Source organism: Kitasatospora sp. NPDC001603, assembly GCF_040298365.1.
Lineage (GTDB): Bacteria > Actinomycetota > Actinomycetes > Streptomycetales > Streptomycetaceae > Kitasatospora.
Map to the genome: position 1 here is coordinate 1 of NZ_JBEPAA010000115.1, position 17,776 is coordinate 17,776.

General features: G+C 71.0%; 11 protein-coding genes. 2 read left to right on the top strand and 9 right to left on the bottom strand.

The genetic code is table 11. The features are described from left to right. Positions 1-305: 305 nt before the first annotated feature. The 9 genes from ABT263_RS36475 to eccD all read right to left on the bottom strand — a co-directional run bounded on the left by ABT263_RS36475 (position 306) and on the right by eccD (position 11,286). Positions 306-1,991, bottom strand: coding sequence for a ribonuclease J (locus ABT263_RS36475; protein ID WP_352297638.1), 1,686 nt, complete (start codon positions 1,989-1,991; stop codon positions 306-308). 170 nt (positions 1,992-2,161) lie between these two features. Continuing rightward, on the bottom strand, positions 2,162-3,061 hold the full coding sequence (dapA, locus tag ABT263_RS36480; RefSeq protein WP_352297641.1) for a 4-hydroxy-tetrahydrodipicolinate synthase: 900 nt from the start codon (positions 3,059-3,061) through the stop codon (positions 2,162-2,164). Between the two features lie 215 nt (positions 3,062-3,276). Then, positions 3,277-4,008, bottom strand: a complete 732-nt coding sequence (gene thyX, locus ABT263_RS36485) for an FAD-dependent thymidylate synthase (protein ID WP_352297643.1) — start codon at positions 4,006-4,008, stop codon at positions 3,277-3,279. Next, on the bottom strand, positions 4,005-4,466 hold the full coding sequence (locus ABT263_RS36490) for a tetratricopeptide repeat protein (protein ID WP_329487693.1): 462 nt from the start codon (positions 4,464-4,466) through the stop codon (positions 4,005-4,007). Before ABT263_RS36490 ends, thyX begins: the two co-directional genes overlap by 4 nt. Before the next feature lie 7 nt (positions 4,467-4,473). Further along, entirely contained in the window at positions 4,474-5,229 is a 756-nt protein-coding gene (dapB, locus tag ABT263_RS36495) for a 4-hydroxy-tetrahydrodipicolinate reductase (RefSeq protein WP_352297646.1), read from the bottom strand. Between the two features lie 14 nt (positions 5,230-5,243). After that, positions 5,244-6,620, bottom strand: coding sequence for a M16 family metallopeptidase (locus ABT263_RS36500; protein WP_380390764.1), 1,377 nt, complete (start codon positions 6,618-6,620; stop codon positions 5,244-5,246). Between the two features lie 83 nt (positions 6,621-6,703). Continuing rightward, positions 6,704-8,911 carry a polyribonucleotide nucleotidyltransferase gene (locus tag ABT263_RS36505; protein ID WP_329487696.1) on the bottom strand — a complete coding sequence of 736 codons (2,208 nt, stop codon included), beginning with the start codon at positions 8,909-8,911 and terminating at the stop codon, positions 6,704-6,706. 463 nt (positions 8,912-9,374) lie between these two features. Beyond that, positions 9,375-9,665, bottom strand: coding sequence for a 30S ribosomal protein S15 (gene rpsO, locus ABT263_RS36510; protein WP_030397713.1), 291 nt, complete (start codon positions 9,663-9,665; stop codon positions 9,375-9,377). A gap of 163 nt (positions 9,666-9,828) precedes the next feature. After that, positions 9,829-11,286, bottom strand: a complete 1,458-nt coding sequence (eccD, locus tag ABT263_RS36515) for a type VII secretion integral membrane protein EccD (protein ID WP_329487697.1) — start codon at positions 11,284-11,286, stop codon at positions 9,829-9,831. Positions 11,287-11,799: 513 nt separating this feature from the next. Between eccD and eccCa the strand changes: the two genes are divergently transcribed. Both eccCa and ABT263_RS36525 read left to right on the top strand, forming a co-directional pair. Beyond that, the gene (eccCa, locus tag ABT263_RS36520) at positions 11,800-15,747 is read left to right on the top strand and encodes a type VII secretion protein EccCa (protein WP_352297652.1); all 3,948 of its coding nucleotides are present in this window, start codon (positions 11,800-11,802) and stop codon (positions 15,745-15,747) included. Positions 15,748-16,228: 481 nt separating this feature from the next. Beyond that, the gene (locus ABT263_RS36525; protein WP_352297655.1) at positions 16,229-17,638 is read left to right on the top strand and encodes an APC family permease; all 1,410 of its coding nucleotides are present in this window, start codon (positions 16,229-16,231) and stop codon (positions 17,636-17,638) included. The last annotated feature ends 138 nt before the right edge of the window (positions 17,639-17,776 follow it).

Genomic DNA, 17,776 nt, shown 5'->3' on the forward strand with positions numbered 1-17,776 from the left:
TGGCACGCTGTTGAGTTCTCAAGGAACGGACACTTCCTTCGGACCGCCTTCCAGCGGGCCCTCCGGGCGCTTCGTTCTTTCGTGTTTCCAGCTTATCAGATGTTTTCCGCTCCGTTTTCCGGAGTTTCATTTACCTGATCGGCTTTCGCCTTTCGGCGCTCCCGAACTCTAGCAGAGTTTCTCGGGCCGTTTTCCGCCTTTTGTTCTCGAATTTCGTTCGAGAACTTCCGGCAGGCCGTCCCGTGGGGCAACCCGGAGAACACTACGCACCGGGTCGCCCCACGTCAAACTGGCCGTGGGGAGGCTCAGACCTCGACGACGACCGGCAGGATCATCGGCCGGCGGCGGTAGTTGTCCGCCACCCACTTGCCCATGGTCCGGCGCACGAGCTGCTGGACCTGGCGGATCTCCAGGACGCCGTCGCCCGCCGAGCGGTCCAGTGCCTCCTGGAGCTTGGCCGCCACCGGGGCGAACGCCTTGTCGTCGATGCCGGAACCGCGGGCCTGGATGGTCGGACCGCCCACGATCTTCCCGTTGGTGGAGTCGACCACCACGAAGACCGAGATGAAGCCCTCCTCGCCGAGGATCCGGCGGTCCTTCAGGGACGCCTCGGTGATGTCGCCGACGGACGAACCGTCGACGTAGACGTAGCCGGCCTGCACCTTGCCCACGATGCGGGCGACGCCGTTCTCCAGGTCGACGCAGACGCCGTCCTCCGCGATGACCGTGCGGTGCTTCGGGATGCCCGTCGCGATGCCCAGGTCGGCGGCGGCGCGCAGGTGGCGCCATTCGCCGTGCACCGGCATCAGGTTGCGCGGCTTGCAGATGTTGAAGAAGTACAGCAGCTCGCCGGCCGAGGCGTGGCCCGAGACGTGCACCTTGGCGTTGCCCTTGTGCACGACCTTGGCGCCCCAGCGGGTCAGGCCGTTGATCACCCGGTACACGGCGTTCTCGTTGCCGGGGATCAGCGACGAGGCCAGGATGACGGTGTCGCCCTCGACGATGCGGATCTGGTGGTCGCGGTTGGCCATCCGGGACAGCGCCGCCATCGGCTCGCCCTGCGAACCGGTGCAGATCAGCACGACCTCCTTGTCCGGGAGGTCGTCCAGCTGCTTGACGTCGACGACCAGGTTGCCGGGGACCTTCAGGTAGCCGAGGTCGCGGGCGATGCCCATGTTGCGGACCATCGAGCGGCCGACGAAGGCGACCTTGCGCTTGTACTCGTGCGCGGCGTCCAGCACCTGCTGGATGCGGTGCACGTGGCTGGCGAAGGAGGCGACGATGATGCGCTTGTCGGCGTTGGCGAAGACGTTCCGCAGCGCGGCCGAGATGTCCCGCTCGTGCGGGATGAAGCCGGGGACCTCGGCGTTGGTGGAGTCCACCAGCAGCAGGTCCATGCCCTCCTCGGCCAGCTTGGCGAAGGCCGGGAGGTCGGTGAGGCGGCCGTCGAGCGGCAGCTGGTCCATCTTGAAGTCACCGGTGGCGACCACCATGCCGGCGGGCGTGCGCACGGCGACGGCCAGCGCGTCCGGGATGGAGTGGTTGACCGCGATGAACTGGCAGTCGAAGGGGCCGATCCGCTCGCGGTCGCCCTCCTTCACCTCCAGCACGTACGGGTGGATGCGGTGCTCGGCGAGCTTGGCCTCGATCAGCGCCAGGGTGAGCTTCGACCCGATCAGCGGGATGTCCGGGTTCTCCCGGAGCAGGAACGGGACGGCACCGATGTGGTCCTCGTGCCCGTGGGTCAGCACGATGCCGTCGATCTTGTCGAGCCGGCCCCGGATGTAGCTGAAGTCCGGGAGGATCAGGTCGACGCCGGGCTGCTCGTCCTCGGGGAAGAGGACGCCGCAGTCGACGATGAGAATGCGGTCCCCGAATTCGAGGACCGTCATGTTGCGGCCGATCTCGCCGAGGCCGCCGAGCGGAGTGATGCGCAGGGCGCCCTCCTTGAGGGCCGGGGGCGCGCCGAGTTCGGGATGCGGGTGGCTCAAAAGACTCTCCTCACGACGCACGCCATATGCCTGGGGTCCTCCCCGAGAGACATATGGCGTGCGTACTCAGTGTCGGTTTCCTACTGGGTAAGTACTCTCACGCCTTCGTTCCGGTCCAGCGGCGGCCCTCCTGGGAGGTCCGGCGAGCCGGGGCGCGCACGTCTTGTCTGTTACAGGTGTACCCCGCCGGCGGCGAGATCCTTCTTCAATTGCGCGATCTCCTCGGAAGTCGCGCCGACCAGCGGCAGCCGGAGCGGGCCGGCGGGCCGGCCCTGCAGCTCCAGGGCCGCCTTGGTGAGGATGACACCCTGCGTGCGGAACATACCGCTGAAGACCGGCAGCAGGCTCTGGTGGATCGCCGTGGCCTTGGCCACATCCCCGCCCAGGTAGGCGTCGACCATGCTGCGCAGCTCCGCGGCGACCACGTGCCCGACCACGCTGACCACACCGACGGCGCCGACCGAGAGCAGCGGCAGGTTGAGGATGTCGTCGCCGGAGTACCACGCCAGGTCGGAGCGGGCGATGGCCCAGGCGGCGGCGCCGAGGTCGCCCTTGGCGTCCTTGTTGGCGACGATCCGCGGGTGCTCGCCGAGCCGGACCAGCGTCTCGTGGCTCAGCGCCACACCGCTGCGGCCGGGAATGTCGTAGAGCATGACCGGCAGGCCGGTGGCGTCCGCGATGTGCGTGGTGTGCCGGTACAGGCCCTCCTGCGGGGGCTTGCTGTAGTACGGCGTGACGACCAGCAGACCGTGGGCCCCGGCCGCCTCGGCCTGGCGGGCGAGGTCGGCGCTGTGGTGCGTGTCGTTGGTGCCGACACCGGCCACCACGTGGGCGCGGTCCCCCACCGCTTCCACGACGGCGCGGACCAGCCGGGCCTTCTCGGCGTCGCTGGTGGTCGGGGACTCACCGGTGGTGCCGTTGAGGACGAGGCCGTCGTTGCCTGCGTCGACGAGGTGTGCGGCGAGGCGCTGGGCGCCGTCGAGGTCGAGCCCGCCGTCAGCGGTGAACGGGGTCACCATCGCGGTCAGGACCCGGCCGAACGGCGTCTGGGGGGTGGAGGTCGGAGCCATGCGTCCAAAACTACTCGTAGGCGGTGGGGCGGTACCCAGGCCGGTCCAGGGTTCGGACAGGTGTGGCGCGCGGAGCGGCACAAAGATGGGATTCCGGTGCTGCATGCTCGGGGGTTCACGCAGCACCGGAATCCGTGTCACGAGCGTAGGGAGCGGCTAGAAAAGCCGCAATCCAGACATGCCAGGCAAGCCGCCCATATGCCTGTCACCCCAGGTCAGGGGGCGACCCGGCCGTGCTTCTCGAAGGCCGCATGGGTGAGCGGCATGAGCCGGGCCCACTGCTCCTCCATCTGCTCGGCGACCATCTCGATCTCGCGCTGCGGGAACGACGGCACCGTGGCGTTCTCCTTCTTGGTCCGCAGCGACAGGAAGTGCATCAGCGAGCGGGCGTTGCAGGTCGCGTACATCGAGGAGAACAGGCCGACCGGCAGCACGGCCCGGGCCACCTCGCGGGCGACACCGGCCGCCAGCATCTCCTGGTACGCCCGGTAGGCGCCCTGGTAGGCGGCCTCCATCTGCTCGGCGACCACGTCGAACTGCTTCGGCGTGCCCTCGACGAACTCGTACCGCCCCGGGCGGCCCTGCTGGACGAGCTTGCGCTCCTCACCGGGCACGTAGAACACCGGCTGCAGCTCGCGGTAGCGGCCGGACTCCTCGTTGTACGACCAGCCGCTGCGGTGGCGGTGGAACTCCCGGAAGACGAAGATCGGCGCACTGATGAAGAAGGTCATCGAGTTGTGCTCGAACGGCGTACCGTGCCGGTCCCGCATCAGGTAGTTGATCAGACCGGTGGACTTCTCCGGGTCCTGCTGCAACGCCTCCAGGGACTGCTCCCCGGCCGTCGAGACCCGGGCCGCCCAGATGACGTCCGAGTCGGCGGCGGAGCTGCGGACCAGCTCCACGGTGACATCGCTGCGGAACCTGGGGGCGGTGGGTTCGTCGGTCACGCGGTACTCCTTGCGGGTTCGTTGGTGCGGTGCAGCCGGATCGCGTGCTGCATGGTCTTACGGGCGCGCGGGGTGTCGCCGGCATCGGCGTACGCCACCGCGAGGCGGAAGAAGACCCGCCAGTCGCCGGGCGAGGCCTCCGCCTCGGCCTTGCGGCGGGCGAACACCGCGTCGGCCGAGTCCCGGTCGATCCGGCCGCCGGCGGTGCGCTTCAGCTCGTCCACCGGCAGGCCGCCCTCGGCCTCCAGCTCGCGGGCGAGCCGCTCGCTGGCCCGGCCGAAGCGGACGGTCTGGCGCAGGAACCAGACCCCGATCGGCGGGACCACGAAGGCGCACAGGCCCAGGCCGATGCCGAGCGGCTTGCCGGTGGCGATCAGCTGGACGCCCTCGCCGACGCAGACCAGGGCCACCAGCAGCAGCACGCCGGAGAGGACGAAGAAACCGGTACGGGAGGTCACCGGTCGCTCACAGGTCCAGGAAGTTCTCGAGGCCCACGGTGAGACCGTGGTTCTCGACGACCTTGCGCACCCCGAGCAGGATGCCCGGCATGAAGCTGCTGTGGTGCAGCGAGTCGTGCCGGATGGTGAGGGTCTCGCCGGTGTCGCCGAACATCACCTGCTGGTGCGCCAGCAGGCCGCGCAGCCGGACGGCGTGCACCGGGACCCCGTCCACGTCCGCGCCGCGGGCACCGGGCAGGCTGTGCGTGGTCGGGTCCTGCTGCGGCGGGCGGCCGGCCTCGGCGCGGGCCGCGGCGATCAGCTGCGCGGTCCGGGTGGCCGTACCGCTCGGCGCGTCGGCCTTGCGGTCGTGGTGCAGCTCGACGACCTCGACCGACTCGAAGTACCTGGCGGCGGTCTGGGCGAACTTCATGCCCAGCACCGCGCCCAGCGAGAAGTTCGGCGCGACCAGCACACCGAGCGGCCGCGGCTCGCCGCCCGGCATCAGCCAGCCCTCCAGCTCGCCCAGCCGCGCGTCGTCCCAGCCGGTGGTCCCGGTGACGACGTGGATGCCGTGGTGGACGCAGTAGTCGAGGTTGGCCATCACCGAGTCGGGGTGGGTCAGCTCGACGGCGACCTGGGCCCCGGCCCGGGTCAGCTCGTCGAGGTCCGAGCCCCGGCCCAGGGCGGCGACCAGCTCCAGGTCGGGGGCGGCCTCGACGGCCTTGACCGCCTCGGAGCCGATCCGGCCCTTGGCGCCGATCACGGCGACACGCAGCGTCATGGTGAGAAGTCCCTTCAGACCAGCAGGTCGGCGAGCCGGGCGGCCCGCTTGTCGTTGATCGGACCGATCAGCGCCAGCGAGGGCCGGTGCGCGCCCAGCACATCACGGGCCACCGCGTGGACGTCGTCCAGGGTCACGGCCGCGATCCGCGCCAGCATGTCGTCCACCGAGAGGTGGTGGCCGTAGCTCAGCTCGGCCTTGCCGATCCGGTTCATCAGGGAGCCGGTGTCCTCCATGCCGAGCACGGTGGAGCCGGAGATCTGGCCGATCGCCCGGCGCAGCTCCTCCTCGGTGATGCCGTCGGCGACCACCTTGGCGAGCTCCTCGCGGCAGATCCGCAGCACCTCCTCGACGCGCTTGGGCTGGCAGCCGGCGTAGATGCCGAACAGGCCGCTGTCCGCGTAGGAGGACGAGTACGAGTACACCGAGTACGCCAGGCCTCGCTTCTCCCGGACCTCCTGGAACAGCCGCGAGCTCATCCCGCCGCCGAGCGCCGCGTTCAGCACGCCCATCGCCCAGCGGCGCTCGTCGTGGCGCGGCACCCCAGGCACGCCGAGCACCAGGTGGGCCTGCTCGGTGGAGCGGTTGAGCACCTCGACCTTGCCGGCGGTGCGCACGGCCTTGACGCCGCGGCGGGCCTCGGCGGGCTCGGCCGCGGAACGCGCCAGCAGCGCCGCGAAGGCCTTCTCGACCTGGCGGACCACCTTGCGGTGGTCGAGGTTGCCGGCCGCGGCGACGACCAGGTGCTCGGGCTTGTAGCGGCGGTGGAAGAACCCGGCGATCTGGTCGCGGGTGAGCCCGTTGACCGTCTCCTGGGTGCCGAGGATCGGGCGGCCGAGCGGGCCGCTGCCGAAGATCACCTTGGCGAAGAGGTCGTGCACCACGTCGCCCGGGTCGTCCTCCGCCATCGCCATCTCCTCCAGGATGACGCCGCGCTCGGCCTCGACGTCCTCCGGGCGGATCAGCGAGCCGGTGAGCATGTCGCACACCACGTCGATGGCGAGCGGCAGGTCGGTGTCGAGCACCCTGGCGTAGTAGCAGGTGTTCTCCTTGGCGGTGAAGGCGTTCATCTCACCGCCGACCGCGTCCAGGGCGGCCGAGATGTCCAGCGCGCTGCGCCGCTCGGTGCCCTTGAAGAGCAGGTGCTCCAGGTAGTGCGTGGCGCCGTTGAGCTGGGGGGTCTCGTCCCGCGAACCGACTCCGACCCAGATGCCGAAGGTCGCGGAGCGCACCGTCGGCAGGGTCTCGGTGACGACCCGCAGGCCGCCGGGGAGGACGGTGCGGCGCACCGTGCCGGCGCCGTCCACGCCCTTGAGCAGGGTCCGGGTGGTGCCGGGGCGCTGCTTCGCCGCCGAGGCCTGGGCCACGGGGTGTACCTCCGTAGAAAGCATGTGCAACAACAGGGTGCGGCCCGCACGCCGACGGGGCGTGCGGGCCGCGGCCGCTTCTATCGAACCGGGGGGCTAGCGGCGCTTCACTCGGAAGCGGCCTCGCCACCCTCTTCGCCCTCGACGACCGGGATCAGCGAGAGCTTGCCGCGCGGGTCGATCTCGGCGATCTCGACCTGGACCTTGGCGCCGACGGCGAGCACGTCCTCGACGTTCTCCACGCGCTTGCCACCGGCCAGCTTGCGGATCTGCGAGATGTGCAGCAGGCCGTCCTTGCCCGGCATGAGCGAAACGAACGCGCCGAACGTCGTGGTCTTCACCACGGTGCCCAGGTAGCGCTCCCCGACCTCCGGCATGGTCGGGTTGGCGATCTGGTTGATCGTCGTACGGGCAGCCTCCGCCGAGGGACCGTCGACCGCACCGATGTAGATGGTGCCGTCGTCCTCGATGGTGATGTCCGCGCCGGTGTCCTCCTGGATCTGGTTGATCATCTTGCCCTTGGGGCCGATGACCTCACCGATCTTGTCCACCGGGATCTTGATGGTGATGATGCGCGGCGCGTTCGGCGACATCTCGTCGGGCGCGTCGATGGCCTCGTTCATCACGTCGAGGATGTGCAGGCGGGCGTCCTTGGCCTGCTTCAGCGCGGCGGCCAGCACGGAGGCCGGGATGCCGTTCAGCTTGGTGTCCAGCTGCAGCGCGGTGATGAAGTTGCGGGTACCGGCGACCTTGAAGTCCATGTCGCCGTACGCGTCCTCGGCGCCCAGGATGTCGGTCAGCGCGACGTAGTGCGTCTCGCCGTCGATCTCCTGCGAGATGAGGCCCATGGCGATACCGGCGACGGCGGCCTTCAGCGGCACACCGGCGTTCAGCAGCGACATGGTGGAGGCGCAGACCGAGCCCATCGAGGTGGAGCCGTTGGAGCTCAGCGCCTCGGAGACCTGGCGGATCGCGTAGGGGAACTCCTCGCGGGTCGGCAGCACGGGCAGGATCGCCCGCTCCGCCAGCGCGCCGTGGCCGATCTCGCGGCGCTTGGGCGAGCCCACGCGGCCGGTCTCGCCGACCGAGTACGGCGGGAAGTTGTAGTTGTGCATGTAGCGGCGACGCGTCTCCGGGGAGAGCGTGTCCAGCTGCTGCTCCATGCGCAGCATGTTCAGCGTGGTGACACCCAGGATCTGGGTCTCGCCGCGCTCGAACAGGGCCGAGCCGTGGACGCGCGGGATGGCCTCGACCTCGGCGGCCAGGGTGCGGATGTCGGTGACACCGCGGCCGTCGATGCGGACCTTGTCCTTGATGACGCGCTCGCGCACGACCTTCTTGGTCAGCGCGTTGTACGCGGCGCTGATCTCCTTCTCGCGACCCTCGAACTCCGGCAGGAGCTTCTCGGCGGCGATCGCCTTGACGCGGTCCAGCTCGTTGTTGCGCTCCTGCTTGCCCGGGATGGTGAGCGCCTGGGCCAGCTCGTCCTTGACCGCGGCGGTCAGGGCGGCGAGCACGTCGTCCTGGTAGTCCAGGAAGACCGGGAACTCGCCGGTGGGCTTGGCGGCCTGGGCGGCCAGCTGGGACTGCGCGGCGCAGAGCACCTTGATGAACGGCTTCGCGGCGTCCAGACCGGCGGCGACGACGTCCTCGGTCGGCGCCTCGGCGCCGCCCTCGACCAGCTTGATGGTCTTGTCGGTGGCCTCGGCCTCGACCATCATGATCGCGACGTCACCGTCGGGCAGGACGCGGCCGGCGACGACCATGTCGAAGACGGCCGACTCCAGCTCGGAGTGGGTCGGGAAGGCCACCCACTGGCCCTTGATCAGCGCGACGCGGACGCCGCCGATCGGGCCGGAGAACGGCAGGCCCGCCAGCTGGGTGGACGCGGAGGCGGCGTTGATGGCCACCACGTCGTACAGGTGGTCGGGGTTGAGCGCCATCACGGTGACGACGACCTGGATCTCGTTGCGCAGGCCCTTGACGAAGGACGGGCGCAGCGGGCGGTCGATCAGGCGGCAGGTGAGGATCGCGTCCTCGGAGGGCCGGCCCTCGCGACGGAAGAACGAGCCGGGGATGCGCCCGGCGGCGTACATCCGCTCCTCGACGTCCACGGTCAGCGGGAAGAAGTCGAAGTGCTCCTTCGGCTGCTTGGAGGCGCTGGTGGCCGACAGCACCATGGTGTCGTCGTCCAGGTAGGCCACGGCGGAGCCGGCGGCCTGACGGGCCAGGCGGCCCGTCTCGAAGCGGATGGTACGGGTGCCGAAGGAACCGTTGTCGATCACGGCTTCGGCGTAGAACACGTTCTCTTCCACCTGGAAGATCTCCTCTTTCGTACGTCTCCGGGAGAGCGCCCCCGCGCATCGCTGCCGGTGGCCCGGGGCCCTCGTGCGCTCTTGCGCAGAGGAAGGCAGTCGGGCCGGTCTTCGATCGAAGCCTCCGGTGGGCCCCGCTCGGTCTGCGGGGCTTCCGGCGGCCACTACCGAGGACCGGCGCCTCTCGGCTGCCAGGCCGGGGCGGGCGGTCCGCGTCTGGACGCTCTCTCGGATGCGGGCGGCTTCCGTTTGAAGCCTTCGTCCCGCGGGGGGTCGGGGTCTTTCGCCCGGGTGGCGCGGTGTCGCGCCATCACCCGGCATGCCCACAACCCTACGGTGCAATCCTCGGCCACCAGGGGAGGTGCGCGCGAGTTGTTATGCGGTGCCGGGTCGCGGGTCGGCGACCGCGGCATACGCGCGAGGGGCGGCTCCCCGGTGGGGGGAGCCGCCCCGAGCGGCGGTCTTAGCGGGCGCCACCGGCGGCACCGCGGCGGATGCCCAGGCGGTCGACGAGCGTACGGAAGCGCTCGATGTCCTTCTTGGCCAGGTACTGCAGCAGGCGGCGGCGCTGGCCGACCAGGATCAGCAGGCCACGACGCGAGTGGTGGTCGTGCTTGTGGGCCTTGAGGTGCTCGGTCAGGTCCGAGATGCGGCGCGAGAGCATGGCGACCTGGACCTCGGGGGAGCCGGTGTCGCCCTCCTTCTGGCCGAACTCGGCGAAGATCTGCTTCTTGACGTCAGAGGCGAGAGCCACTGCAACTCCTTTGAGGTGGTACCGAGCGGGCCTGGTCTACGGCACAGGACTCTGCGAGAACTCGGTGTCGTGACTGAGTGCGGCCGGCGGTCGGCGACCCGCGAGGGGCGGACACCCTGCTGCACTCGAAGGGCAAGCGTACCAGTGTGCCCGGTGCGGCCGGTCAGCCGGTGGCACCGCGGACCAGGCCGTAGACCTCCAGCACGCCCAGCGCCAGCGGGACGAGGGCGATCAGGGTGAGGCTGTCGACCAGGTCCAGGATGCGCCCCCAGAACGGCGAGACGCCGAGCCGGGGCACCACCAGGGCGATCGCGGTGAGCACCGCGGCGCCGAAGGCGATCGAGGTGGCCAGCCAGATGGTGCGCAGGTCCACGTCGGTGGAGCTGGCGGCCTTCAGGATGAACAGCGGGGTGTGCAGCGAGAGGCCGACGATCAGCAGCGACAGGCCGAACAGGCCGGCGATGGTGAGGCTGAAGACCTGCGCGGTGTAGCGGAACAGCCGGGCGCGCAGCATGGTGGCGATGCCGAGGGTGAGGGCGAGCAGCTCCGGGAAGAGCTCGTCGGTGAAGCCGAGGACGGCGCAGGTGCCGACGATCACCGCTGCGCAGCCGCCGACCAGGCCGACCAGCACCTCGTGGCCGCGACGGGCCTGGTGGGCGATGCGCTCGTACTGGACGGCCTCGGCGCGGCCGGCCTCCTCGTCGTAGTCCCGGCTGCGGGTCCGGGTCTGGCCGGGGGCGCTGAAGCCGACGGGCAGCCGGGCGAACCGGGCGGAGAGGCCGGGCAGGAAGCCGATCACGGCGACGGCGGCGACGCCGGTGACCGCGGCGATGTGGTTGGCCGGGGTCGACGGCAGCAGCACGGCCGCGAAGGTGGCCAGCGCGCCGGCGGCGGACACGAAGGCGGCGGCCACGAACAGCGAGTCCTTCTCCGGCAGCAGGCCGACCAGCAGGACGGCCACCACCAGGACGGCGACGCAGCCGGTGAGGAACTGGAGCCGGCCCGGGCCGTCCCACGGGTGGGCGACCGCGATGAGGCCGCTGCCGCCGATCAGGGCGTGCGGCAGCGCGCCGAGGCCGAGCGCGAGCGCGGCCCAGGCGTCCTGGTACACCCGGGCGCGGACGCCGGCCAGGGCGGTGAGCACGACGGCGATGACGCCGGACAGGACGCCGGGCAGGCCGTGCATGTCGTGGCGCAGGTCGGAGAACCAGAGCGCGAAGCCGAGCAGGGTGAGCAGCACGCCGGCGCCGATCAGGCCGAAGGCCCGCATCAACTCGGGGCTCCAGAACCGGCGGTCGGCCTCGACGGCGGTGGCGATGGCGTCGGCGACGTCGTCGTAGACGGCCGGCGGCAGCGACTCGGCGAACGGGCGCAGGCTGAGCAGGTCGCCGTCGCGGACCTGCTGCGCGGCGAGCGGCAGACCGCTGTCGAGCACGGTGCCGTCGCGGCGGACCAGGTGGAAGCCGGTCGGGGCGCCGTCGGGCTGGGTCTGCCCGGAGAGCCGCAGCACCTCGGGGTAGACGTCGGCGAGCGGGACGTCCTCGGGCAGGGCGACGTCGATCCGGCTGTCCGGGGCGACGACGGTGACGCGGCAGAAGCCGGTCGCGGCGGAGGTGCTCATGCCCCCACCTCGCGGACGCTCGACGCGTGCCGGGAACGGCGCGCTTCCCTGACGAGTGGCTCGTTCCGCTCGCTCACTGCGCACCCCTCGATCGCTCGACGCACTGGGCGCTCCCCCTTGTTGACGGTGCCGCTGTACCGGCGGCGGTTCCTGCTGGCTGCTGGCGCGGGCCGGTCGGGGCTGGAACTGACTCGATCCGGCCATGAGTTGGCGCGGCGTTACCCTACCCGTTCCGTTCCCGCCCGCCGGCGCGCAGGGGCCGGTGGGACGGCGGCCGGCAGGGCCCCGGGCACCACGGGGCCGCCCTGGCTGATCCGCCGGAACGCGCCCCAGTAGGATCGGCCCCTGCGCAAGGCGACGGGGGCAGGGGCCGCGCTCCTCCCCGGGTGCCTGCGGTCGGCGGAGCGGGGGCGGCGTCACACGGGGCGCCCTCACCCGTACGTATCCAGTTTGCGTGAGGGCTGATGCCGAAGTGAACGATCAGACCGTTCGAAACCGCGGGGTGGGGTGCGTATGAGCGTGATCACGGTCAAGCGCCCCGCGCGGGCCTATCCCCCGGCGGTGCCGGACGAACCGGTGGAGTTGGTCACCCCGCCCGAGCTGCCCCGGTCGGGCGGCGAGGACTGGATGATGAGCCTGCTGCCGATGCTCGGCATGGGCGGGTCGGCGGTGTTCTTCTTCTCGCCCGGCGCACAGGCCCCGATGAAGATCATGGGCGGCCTGATGGTCGTCTCGACCGTCGGCATGGCGCTGGCGCAGATCGTGCGGGCGCGCAAGGGCGGTTCCACCGCCACCGCCGACGAGCGGCGCGACTACCTGAAGTACCTGCAGCAGATGCGCCGCCAGGTCCGCCGCACGGCGGAGCGCCAGCGCGGCGCGCAGCTGTTCCTGAACCCGGAGCCGGACCAGCTCTGGTCGATCGTCGCGGACGGCCGCCGGCTCTGGGAACGCCGCACCGGGGACGCCGACTTCGCCCAGATCCGGGTCGGCCGGGGGCCGGTCCAGCTGTCGACCCCGCTGGTGGCGCCGCAGACCGCGCCGATGGAGGAGCTGGAGCCGCTCGCCGCGGCCGCCATGCACACCTTCCTCAAGGCCCACGGCACGCTGCAGGACCTGCCGTTGGCGGTCTCGCTGCGCGCCTTCTACCACATCACGGTGTGCGGCGACCCGGACACCGTGTACGGCAACGTCCGGGCGATGATCGCCCAGTTGACGACGCTGCACTCGCCGGACGACCTGCTGGTGACGGTGGCCGCGGCGCCGGGCGCGGTGGAGGAGTGGGAGTGGACCAAGTGGCTCCCGCACAACCAGCACCGCAAGGACAGCGACGGCGCGGGTTCGCGCCGGCTGATCGCCACCGGCCTCGGTGAGCTGGAGTACCTGCTCCAGGACGAACTGGCGGGGCGCCAGCGCTTCGTGCGCGACGCGGCGCCGTCCTCGGACCAGCCGCACATCATCGTCGTGATGGACGGCGCGTCCGTCCCGCACGACTCGCTGCTGGCCGGCGCCGAGGGCGTGCACGGGGTGACCATCGTCGAGGTGGTCCCGGGCGACCTGGACGAGCCGACCGGCCACCTGATCGTGACGGTGACCCCGGACGAGCTGGTGCTGCGTTCGGCCTCCGGCGCGACGTACTCCGGCACCCCGGACACGCTCTCCACCTGGCAGTCCGAGGCCCTGGCCCGGCAGCTGGCGCCGTACCGGATCTCGGCCGGCGGCGACGACGAACCGCTGCTGTCCAACCTCGACTTCACCGAGCTGATGAACTCGGGCGACCCGGGCTCGTTCGACGTGACGCGCAGCTGGCGGACGCGGGCGCAGCACGAGAAGCTGCGGGTGCCGATCGGCGTCGGGGCCGGCGGCGAGCACGTCTACCTGGACATCAAGGAGGCGGCGCTCGAAGGCATGGGCCCGCACGGCCTCTGCGTCGGCGCGACCGGCTCCGGCAAGTCGGAGCTGCTGCGCACCCTGGTGCTGGGCCTGGCGATGACGCACTCCTCGGAGACGCTGAACTTCGTCCTCGCGGACTTCAAGGGCGGCGCGACCTTCGCCGGGATGGCGGACATGCCGCACACCTCGGCGGTGATCACCAACCTGGAGGGCGAGCTCACCCTGGTCGACCGCATGCGCGACGCGATCGAGGGCGAGATGAACCGCCGGCAGGAGCTGCTGCGCTCGGCCGGCAACTACGCCAACCTCAACGAGTACGAGCGGGCGCGCGCGGCGGGTGCGGCGCTGGACCCGCTGCCCTCGCTGGTGCTGATCATCGACGAGTTCTCCGAGCTGCTCACCGCGAAGCCGGACTTCATCGACATGTTCATCCAGATCGGCCGGATCGGCCGTTCGCTGGGCGTGCACCTGCTGCTGGCCTCGCAGCGCCTGGAGGAGGGCAAGCTGCGCGGTCTGGACACCTACCTGTCGTACCGGATCGGTCTGCGCACCTTCTCGGCGGCCGAGTCGCGGGCGGCCATCGGGGTGCCGGACGCCTACCACCTGCCGCCGGTGCCGGGTGTCGGCTACCTGAAGTTCGGCACCGACGTGATGGACCGGTTCAAGGCCGCGTACGTCTCGGGGCCCTACCGGGCGCCGGGGCAGCAGCGGTCGACCGGCGGGCGGCTGGTGACGGCGCAGCCGGTGCTGTTCACCGCCGCCGAGGTGCCGGTGCTGGAGCCGCCGGTGCAGGAGGTGGAGCCGGAGGTCGTGGAGCAGGACGACGCGCTGGTCGACACCGTGCTGGACGTCTTCGTGCAGCGGATGGCGGGGCAGGGCCCGGCCGCGCACCAGGTGTGGCTGCCGCCGCTGGACGAGGCGCCGAGCGTCGACCAGTTGCTGCCGCCGCTGCAGGCGACCGCGGAGCGCGGTCTCACCTCGCCGGGCTTCGGCGCGCTGGGCCGGCTCAACGTGCCGGTCGGCATCGTGGACCGGCCGCGCGAGCAGCGCCGCGACGTGCTGCACCAGGACTACTCGGGTGCGGCCGGTCACGGTCTGATCGTGGGCGGCCCGCGGTCCGGCAAGTCGACGCTGGTGCGCACCACGGTGGCCGGGTTCGCGCTCACCCACACGCCGCTGGAGGCGCAGTTCTACCTGCTGGACTTCGGTGGCGGCGGCTTCCAGTCGCTGCAGGGCCTGCCGCACGTCGGCGGGGTGGCCGGTCGTCTGGACGCCGAGAAGGTGCGCCGGATGATCAGCGAGGTGCACGGGGTGCTGAACCGGCGCGAGGAGCTGTTCCGGGCGACCGGGATCGACTCGATCGCGACCTACCGGGCCCGGCGGGCCAGCGGTCAGCTGCCGGACGAGCAGTTCGGCGACGTCTTCCTGATGATCGACGGCTGGAACACCTTCAAGCAGGAGTTCGAGATGCTGGAGCCGGTGATCGGGGACATCGCCCAGCGCGGTCTCGGGTACGGCGTCCACCTGATCATCACGGCGGCCCGCTACGCGGAGGTCCGCCCGGCGCTGAAGGACCTGCTGCAGAACCGGACCGAGCTCAAGCTCGGTGACGCGATGGAGTCCGAGGTGGACCGCCGGGTGGCGCAGAACATCCCGGCCCTGCCGGGGCGCGGCGTCACCTCCGGCAAGCTGCACTTCCTCTCCGGCCTGCCCCGGCTGGACGGCTCGTCCTCGGTGGACGACCTCCAGGACGGGGTGACCGCGCTGGTCGCCGCCGTGGACGCGGCCTGGACGGGCCCGCGCGCGCCGCAGGTCCGGATGCTGCCGGCGGTGCTGGACGGCCACTCGCTGCCGAAGGGCTTCGAGTACCCGGAGCGCGGGGTCGCCTTCGGCGTGGACGAGGTCGAGCTGGCGCCGGCGTTCGTCAACTTCGAGACGGACCCGCTGTTCATCGTCTTCGGCGACACCGAGTCCGGTAAGTCGGCGACGCTGCGGATGCTGATCAAGCAGATCACCGAGCGGTACACCCCGGACCAGGCCGGCATCGTGGTCGGCGACTACCGGCGCGCGCTGCTCGGCGCGGTGCCGCAGGAGTACCTGGTCGAGTACGCGGCCGCGCAGCCGGCCATGACCAGCATCGTGGAGATGCTGCGCGGGGCCTGCTCGCGCCGGCTCCCCGGTCCGGACGTGACCGCCGACCAGCTGCGCAACCGCAGCTGGTACAGCGGCAAGGACATGTTCGTGATCGTGGACGACTACGAGCTGGTGGCGACCGGTTCGGGGAACCCGCTGGCGCCGCTGGCCGAGTTCCTGCCGTTCGCCCGGGACATCGGCCTGCGCATGATCATCGCGCGGAGCGCGGGCGGCGCCGGCCGTTCGCTCTACGAGCCGGTGATGCAGCGGATGCGGGAGCTGGGCGGCCAGGGCGTGATCCTCTCCGGCAACAAGGACGAGGGCGCGCTGCTGGGCACGGTCAAGCCGCAGCCGCTGCCGCCGGGCCGGGGCGTGTTCGTCTCGCGCCGGATCACCAGCGGGCAGATGGTGCAGACGGGCTGGTTGCCGTCGGCGTAGCGGGAGCGGCCGCCCCCGGTGGCGGTGACGGAAAGTGAGGGAAGGGGTCGGGTTCCGAGGAGCCCGGCCCCTTCCGCGTCCACGTGCTGAAACGTTATGGAGATCTTTCCGGCCCTGGGCTGCGGTTCCCGCACCCCGGGCGGGCGGTGACCGGTGCCGGGAAGCCGCCTGGGCGACCTTCTCCGAGCCGGTCATCAGCCTTGGAATGGGCGCGCGCAATGCTCCGTTCACCTTGGATTCAAGCGCGATGTGGCAGAGGTAACAAGTCGGACATGCGTGACAATCACCGTCGGTGATCATCGGATCGCATGTTTATGCCCACCTTCGCAACGGATTCCGAAGCATTTCCGGCATTGACGCAGTCATTACGGCCAAGGTTCCATGACGGCCCGGGAGCGAAGGACCAGAACCCCACAGCAGCAAGCCAGCGGAGGCGATACCGCTCCCTCTCCAGGACCGCACAGAGCCGATCGGAAGCCACATGACCGACACGCTTCGCCCGCCACACGCCGTAGCCCCCACTACGGCGGCCGAGGGCGCCGCCTCCCCCCAGACGCTCAAGCGCTCGATCGGCGTCGTGGGCGGGACCCTGCTCACGCTGTCCTGCGTCACCCCGGCCTCCACGCTCTTCGTGATCGTCCCGGAGCTGTTCTCCAGCATCGGCAGCGCCACCGCGCTGGCCATCGCGATCGGCTCGGTGCTCTGCATCGCGGTCGCCTTCTGCTACTCCGAACTCGGCACCCTGATCCCCAGCGCCGGCGGCGAGTACGCGATGGTCGGCACCCTGGCCGGGCGACTGGCCGGCTGGCTGGTCTTCGTGCTCTCGCTGATCGTGGTGCTGATCGTCCCCTCGGTGATCGCCCTCGGCACCGCCGACTACCTCGCCCCGGTGCTGCACGTCGACAAGCCGATCGCCGGCGCCGCGGTGATGCTCGCCGCCACCCTGGCCGGTCTGCTGGACCTGCGCGCCAACGCCTGGATCACCGGCGTCTTCCTGGTCCTGGAGGTCGTCGCCGCCGGTGTGGTGTCGGTGCTCGGCTTCGCCCACGCCAACGGCGACGCGCCCAGCCTGCTGCACGGGGTGGTCGCCGGCGACGGCGGCGCCACCACCACGGTGAGCATCGGCGCCATCGTCGGCGCGCTCGGCATCGCCCTCTTCATCACCCAGGGCTTCTCCACCGCGGTCTACCTCTCCGAGGAGCTGGAGGACCCGCGCCGCAACGTCTCGCGCACCGTGCTGTGGACCCTCGGCATCTCCGCCGCGGTCATCCTGATCCCGGTCACCGCGATCACCATGGGCGCCCCCGACCTGGCCACCCTGACCTCCGGCGACATCTCCGGCATGGTCACCGCGTGGAGCAACTCCGCCGTCGGCACCTTCATCAGCCTCTGCGTGGCGCTGGCGATCATCAACGCCGGCATCGTCATGGTCATCCAGAACTCCCGGGTGCTGTTCGCCTCGGCCCGCGACAAGGCCTGGCCCGAGCCGGTCAACAAGGCCTTCTCCACCCTGGGCCGGTTCGGCTCGCCGTGGGTGGCCACGCTGGCCGTCGGCCTGCCGGGCGCCGCGCTCTGCTTCGTCAAGGGCGAGCTGCTGAGCGAGATCACCGGCGTCGCCGTCACCGGGATGTACCTGCTGGTCGCGATCGCCGCGCTGCTGTCGCGCCGCGATCAGCACAAGCACGCCACCGCCTGGCGGATGCCGCTCTGGCCGGCCGTCCCGGTGGTCCTGATCGTCGTGCTGGTCTACATCATCACCCAGCTGGACACCGTGCCCCTGCTGTGGACCGGCGGCATCACCGCCGCCGCCACCCTCTACTGGCTCTTCTACCTGCGCCCCCGGCAGGAGACCCGCTGGGTGATCAGCCTGCCCGAGGACCAGCAGGCCTGACCCCGGCGGGGCCGCCCCCGACCCCCACCCCTCCCCCACGCGGCGGTGCCCGGACCACTCCCCCTCTGGTCCACTCCGACGACTCGATGCCGCCGAGCGCCTACGAGCTGATGATCAACACGCTCGACGAGACCGGCT

Excerpts from the sequence above, each read along its gene's own strand:
- dapA (WP_352297641.1), bottom strand. The coding sequence starts at position 3,061 with ATGGCTCCGACCTCCACCCCCCAGACGCCGTTCGGCCGGGTCCTGACC.
- dapB (WP_352297646.1), bottom strand. The coding sequence starts at position 5,229 with ATGACGCTGCGTGTCGCCGTGATCGGCGCCAAGGGCCGGATCGGCTCC.
- ABT263_RS36500 (WP_380390764.1), bottom strand. The coding sequence starts at position 6,620 with ATGCTTTCTACGGAGGTACACCCCGTGGCCCAGGCCTCGGCGGCGAAG.
- eccD (WP_329487697.1), bottom strand. The coding sequence starts at position 11,286 with ATGAGCACCTCCGCCGCGACCGGCTTCTGCCGCGTCACCGTCGTCGCC.
- eccCa (WP_352297652.1), top strand. The coding sequence starts at position 11,800 with ATGAGCGTGATCACGGTCAAGCGCCCCGCGCGGGCCTATCCCCCGGCG.
- ABT263_RS36525 (WP_352297655.1), top strand. The coding sequence starts at position 16,229 with ATGACCGACACGCTTCGCCCGCCACACGCCGTAGCCCCCACTACGGCG.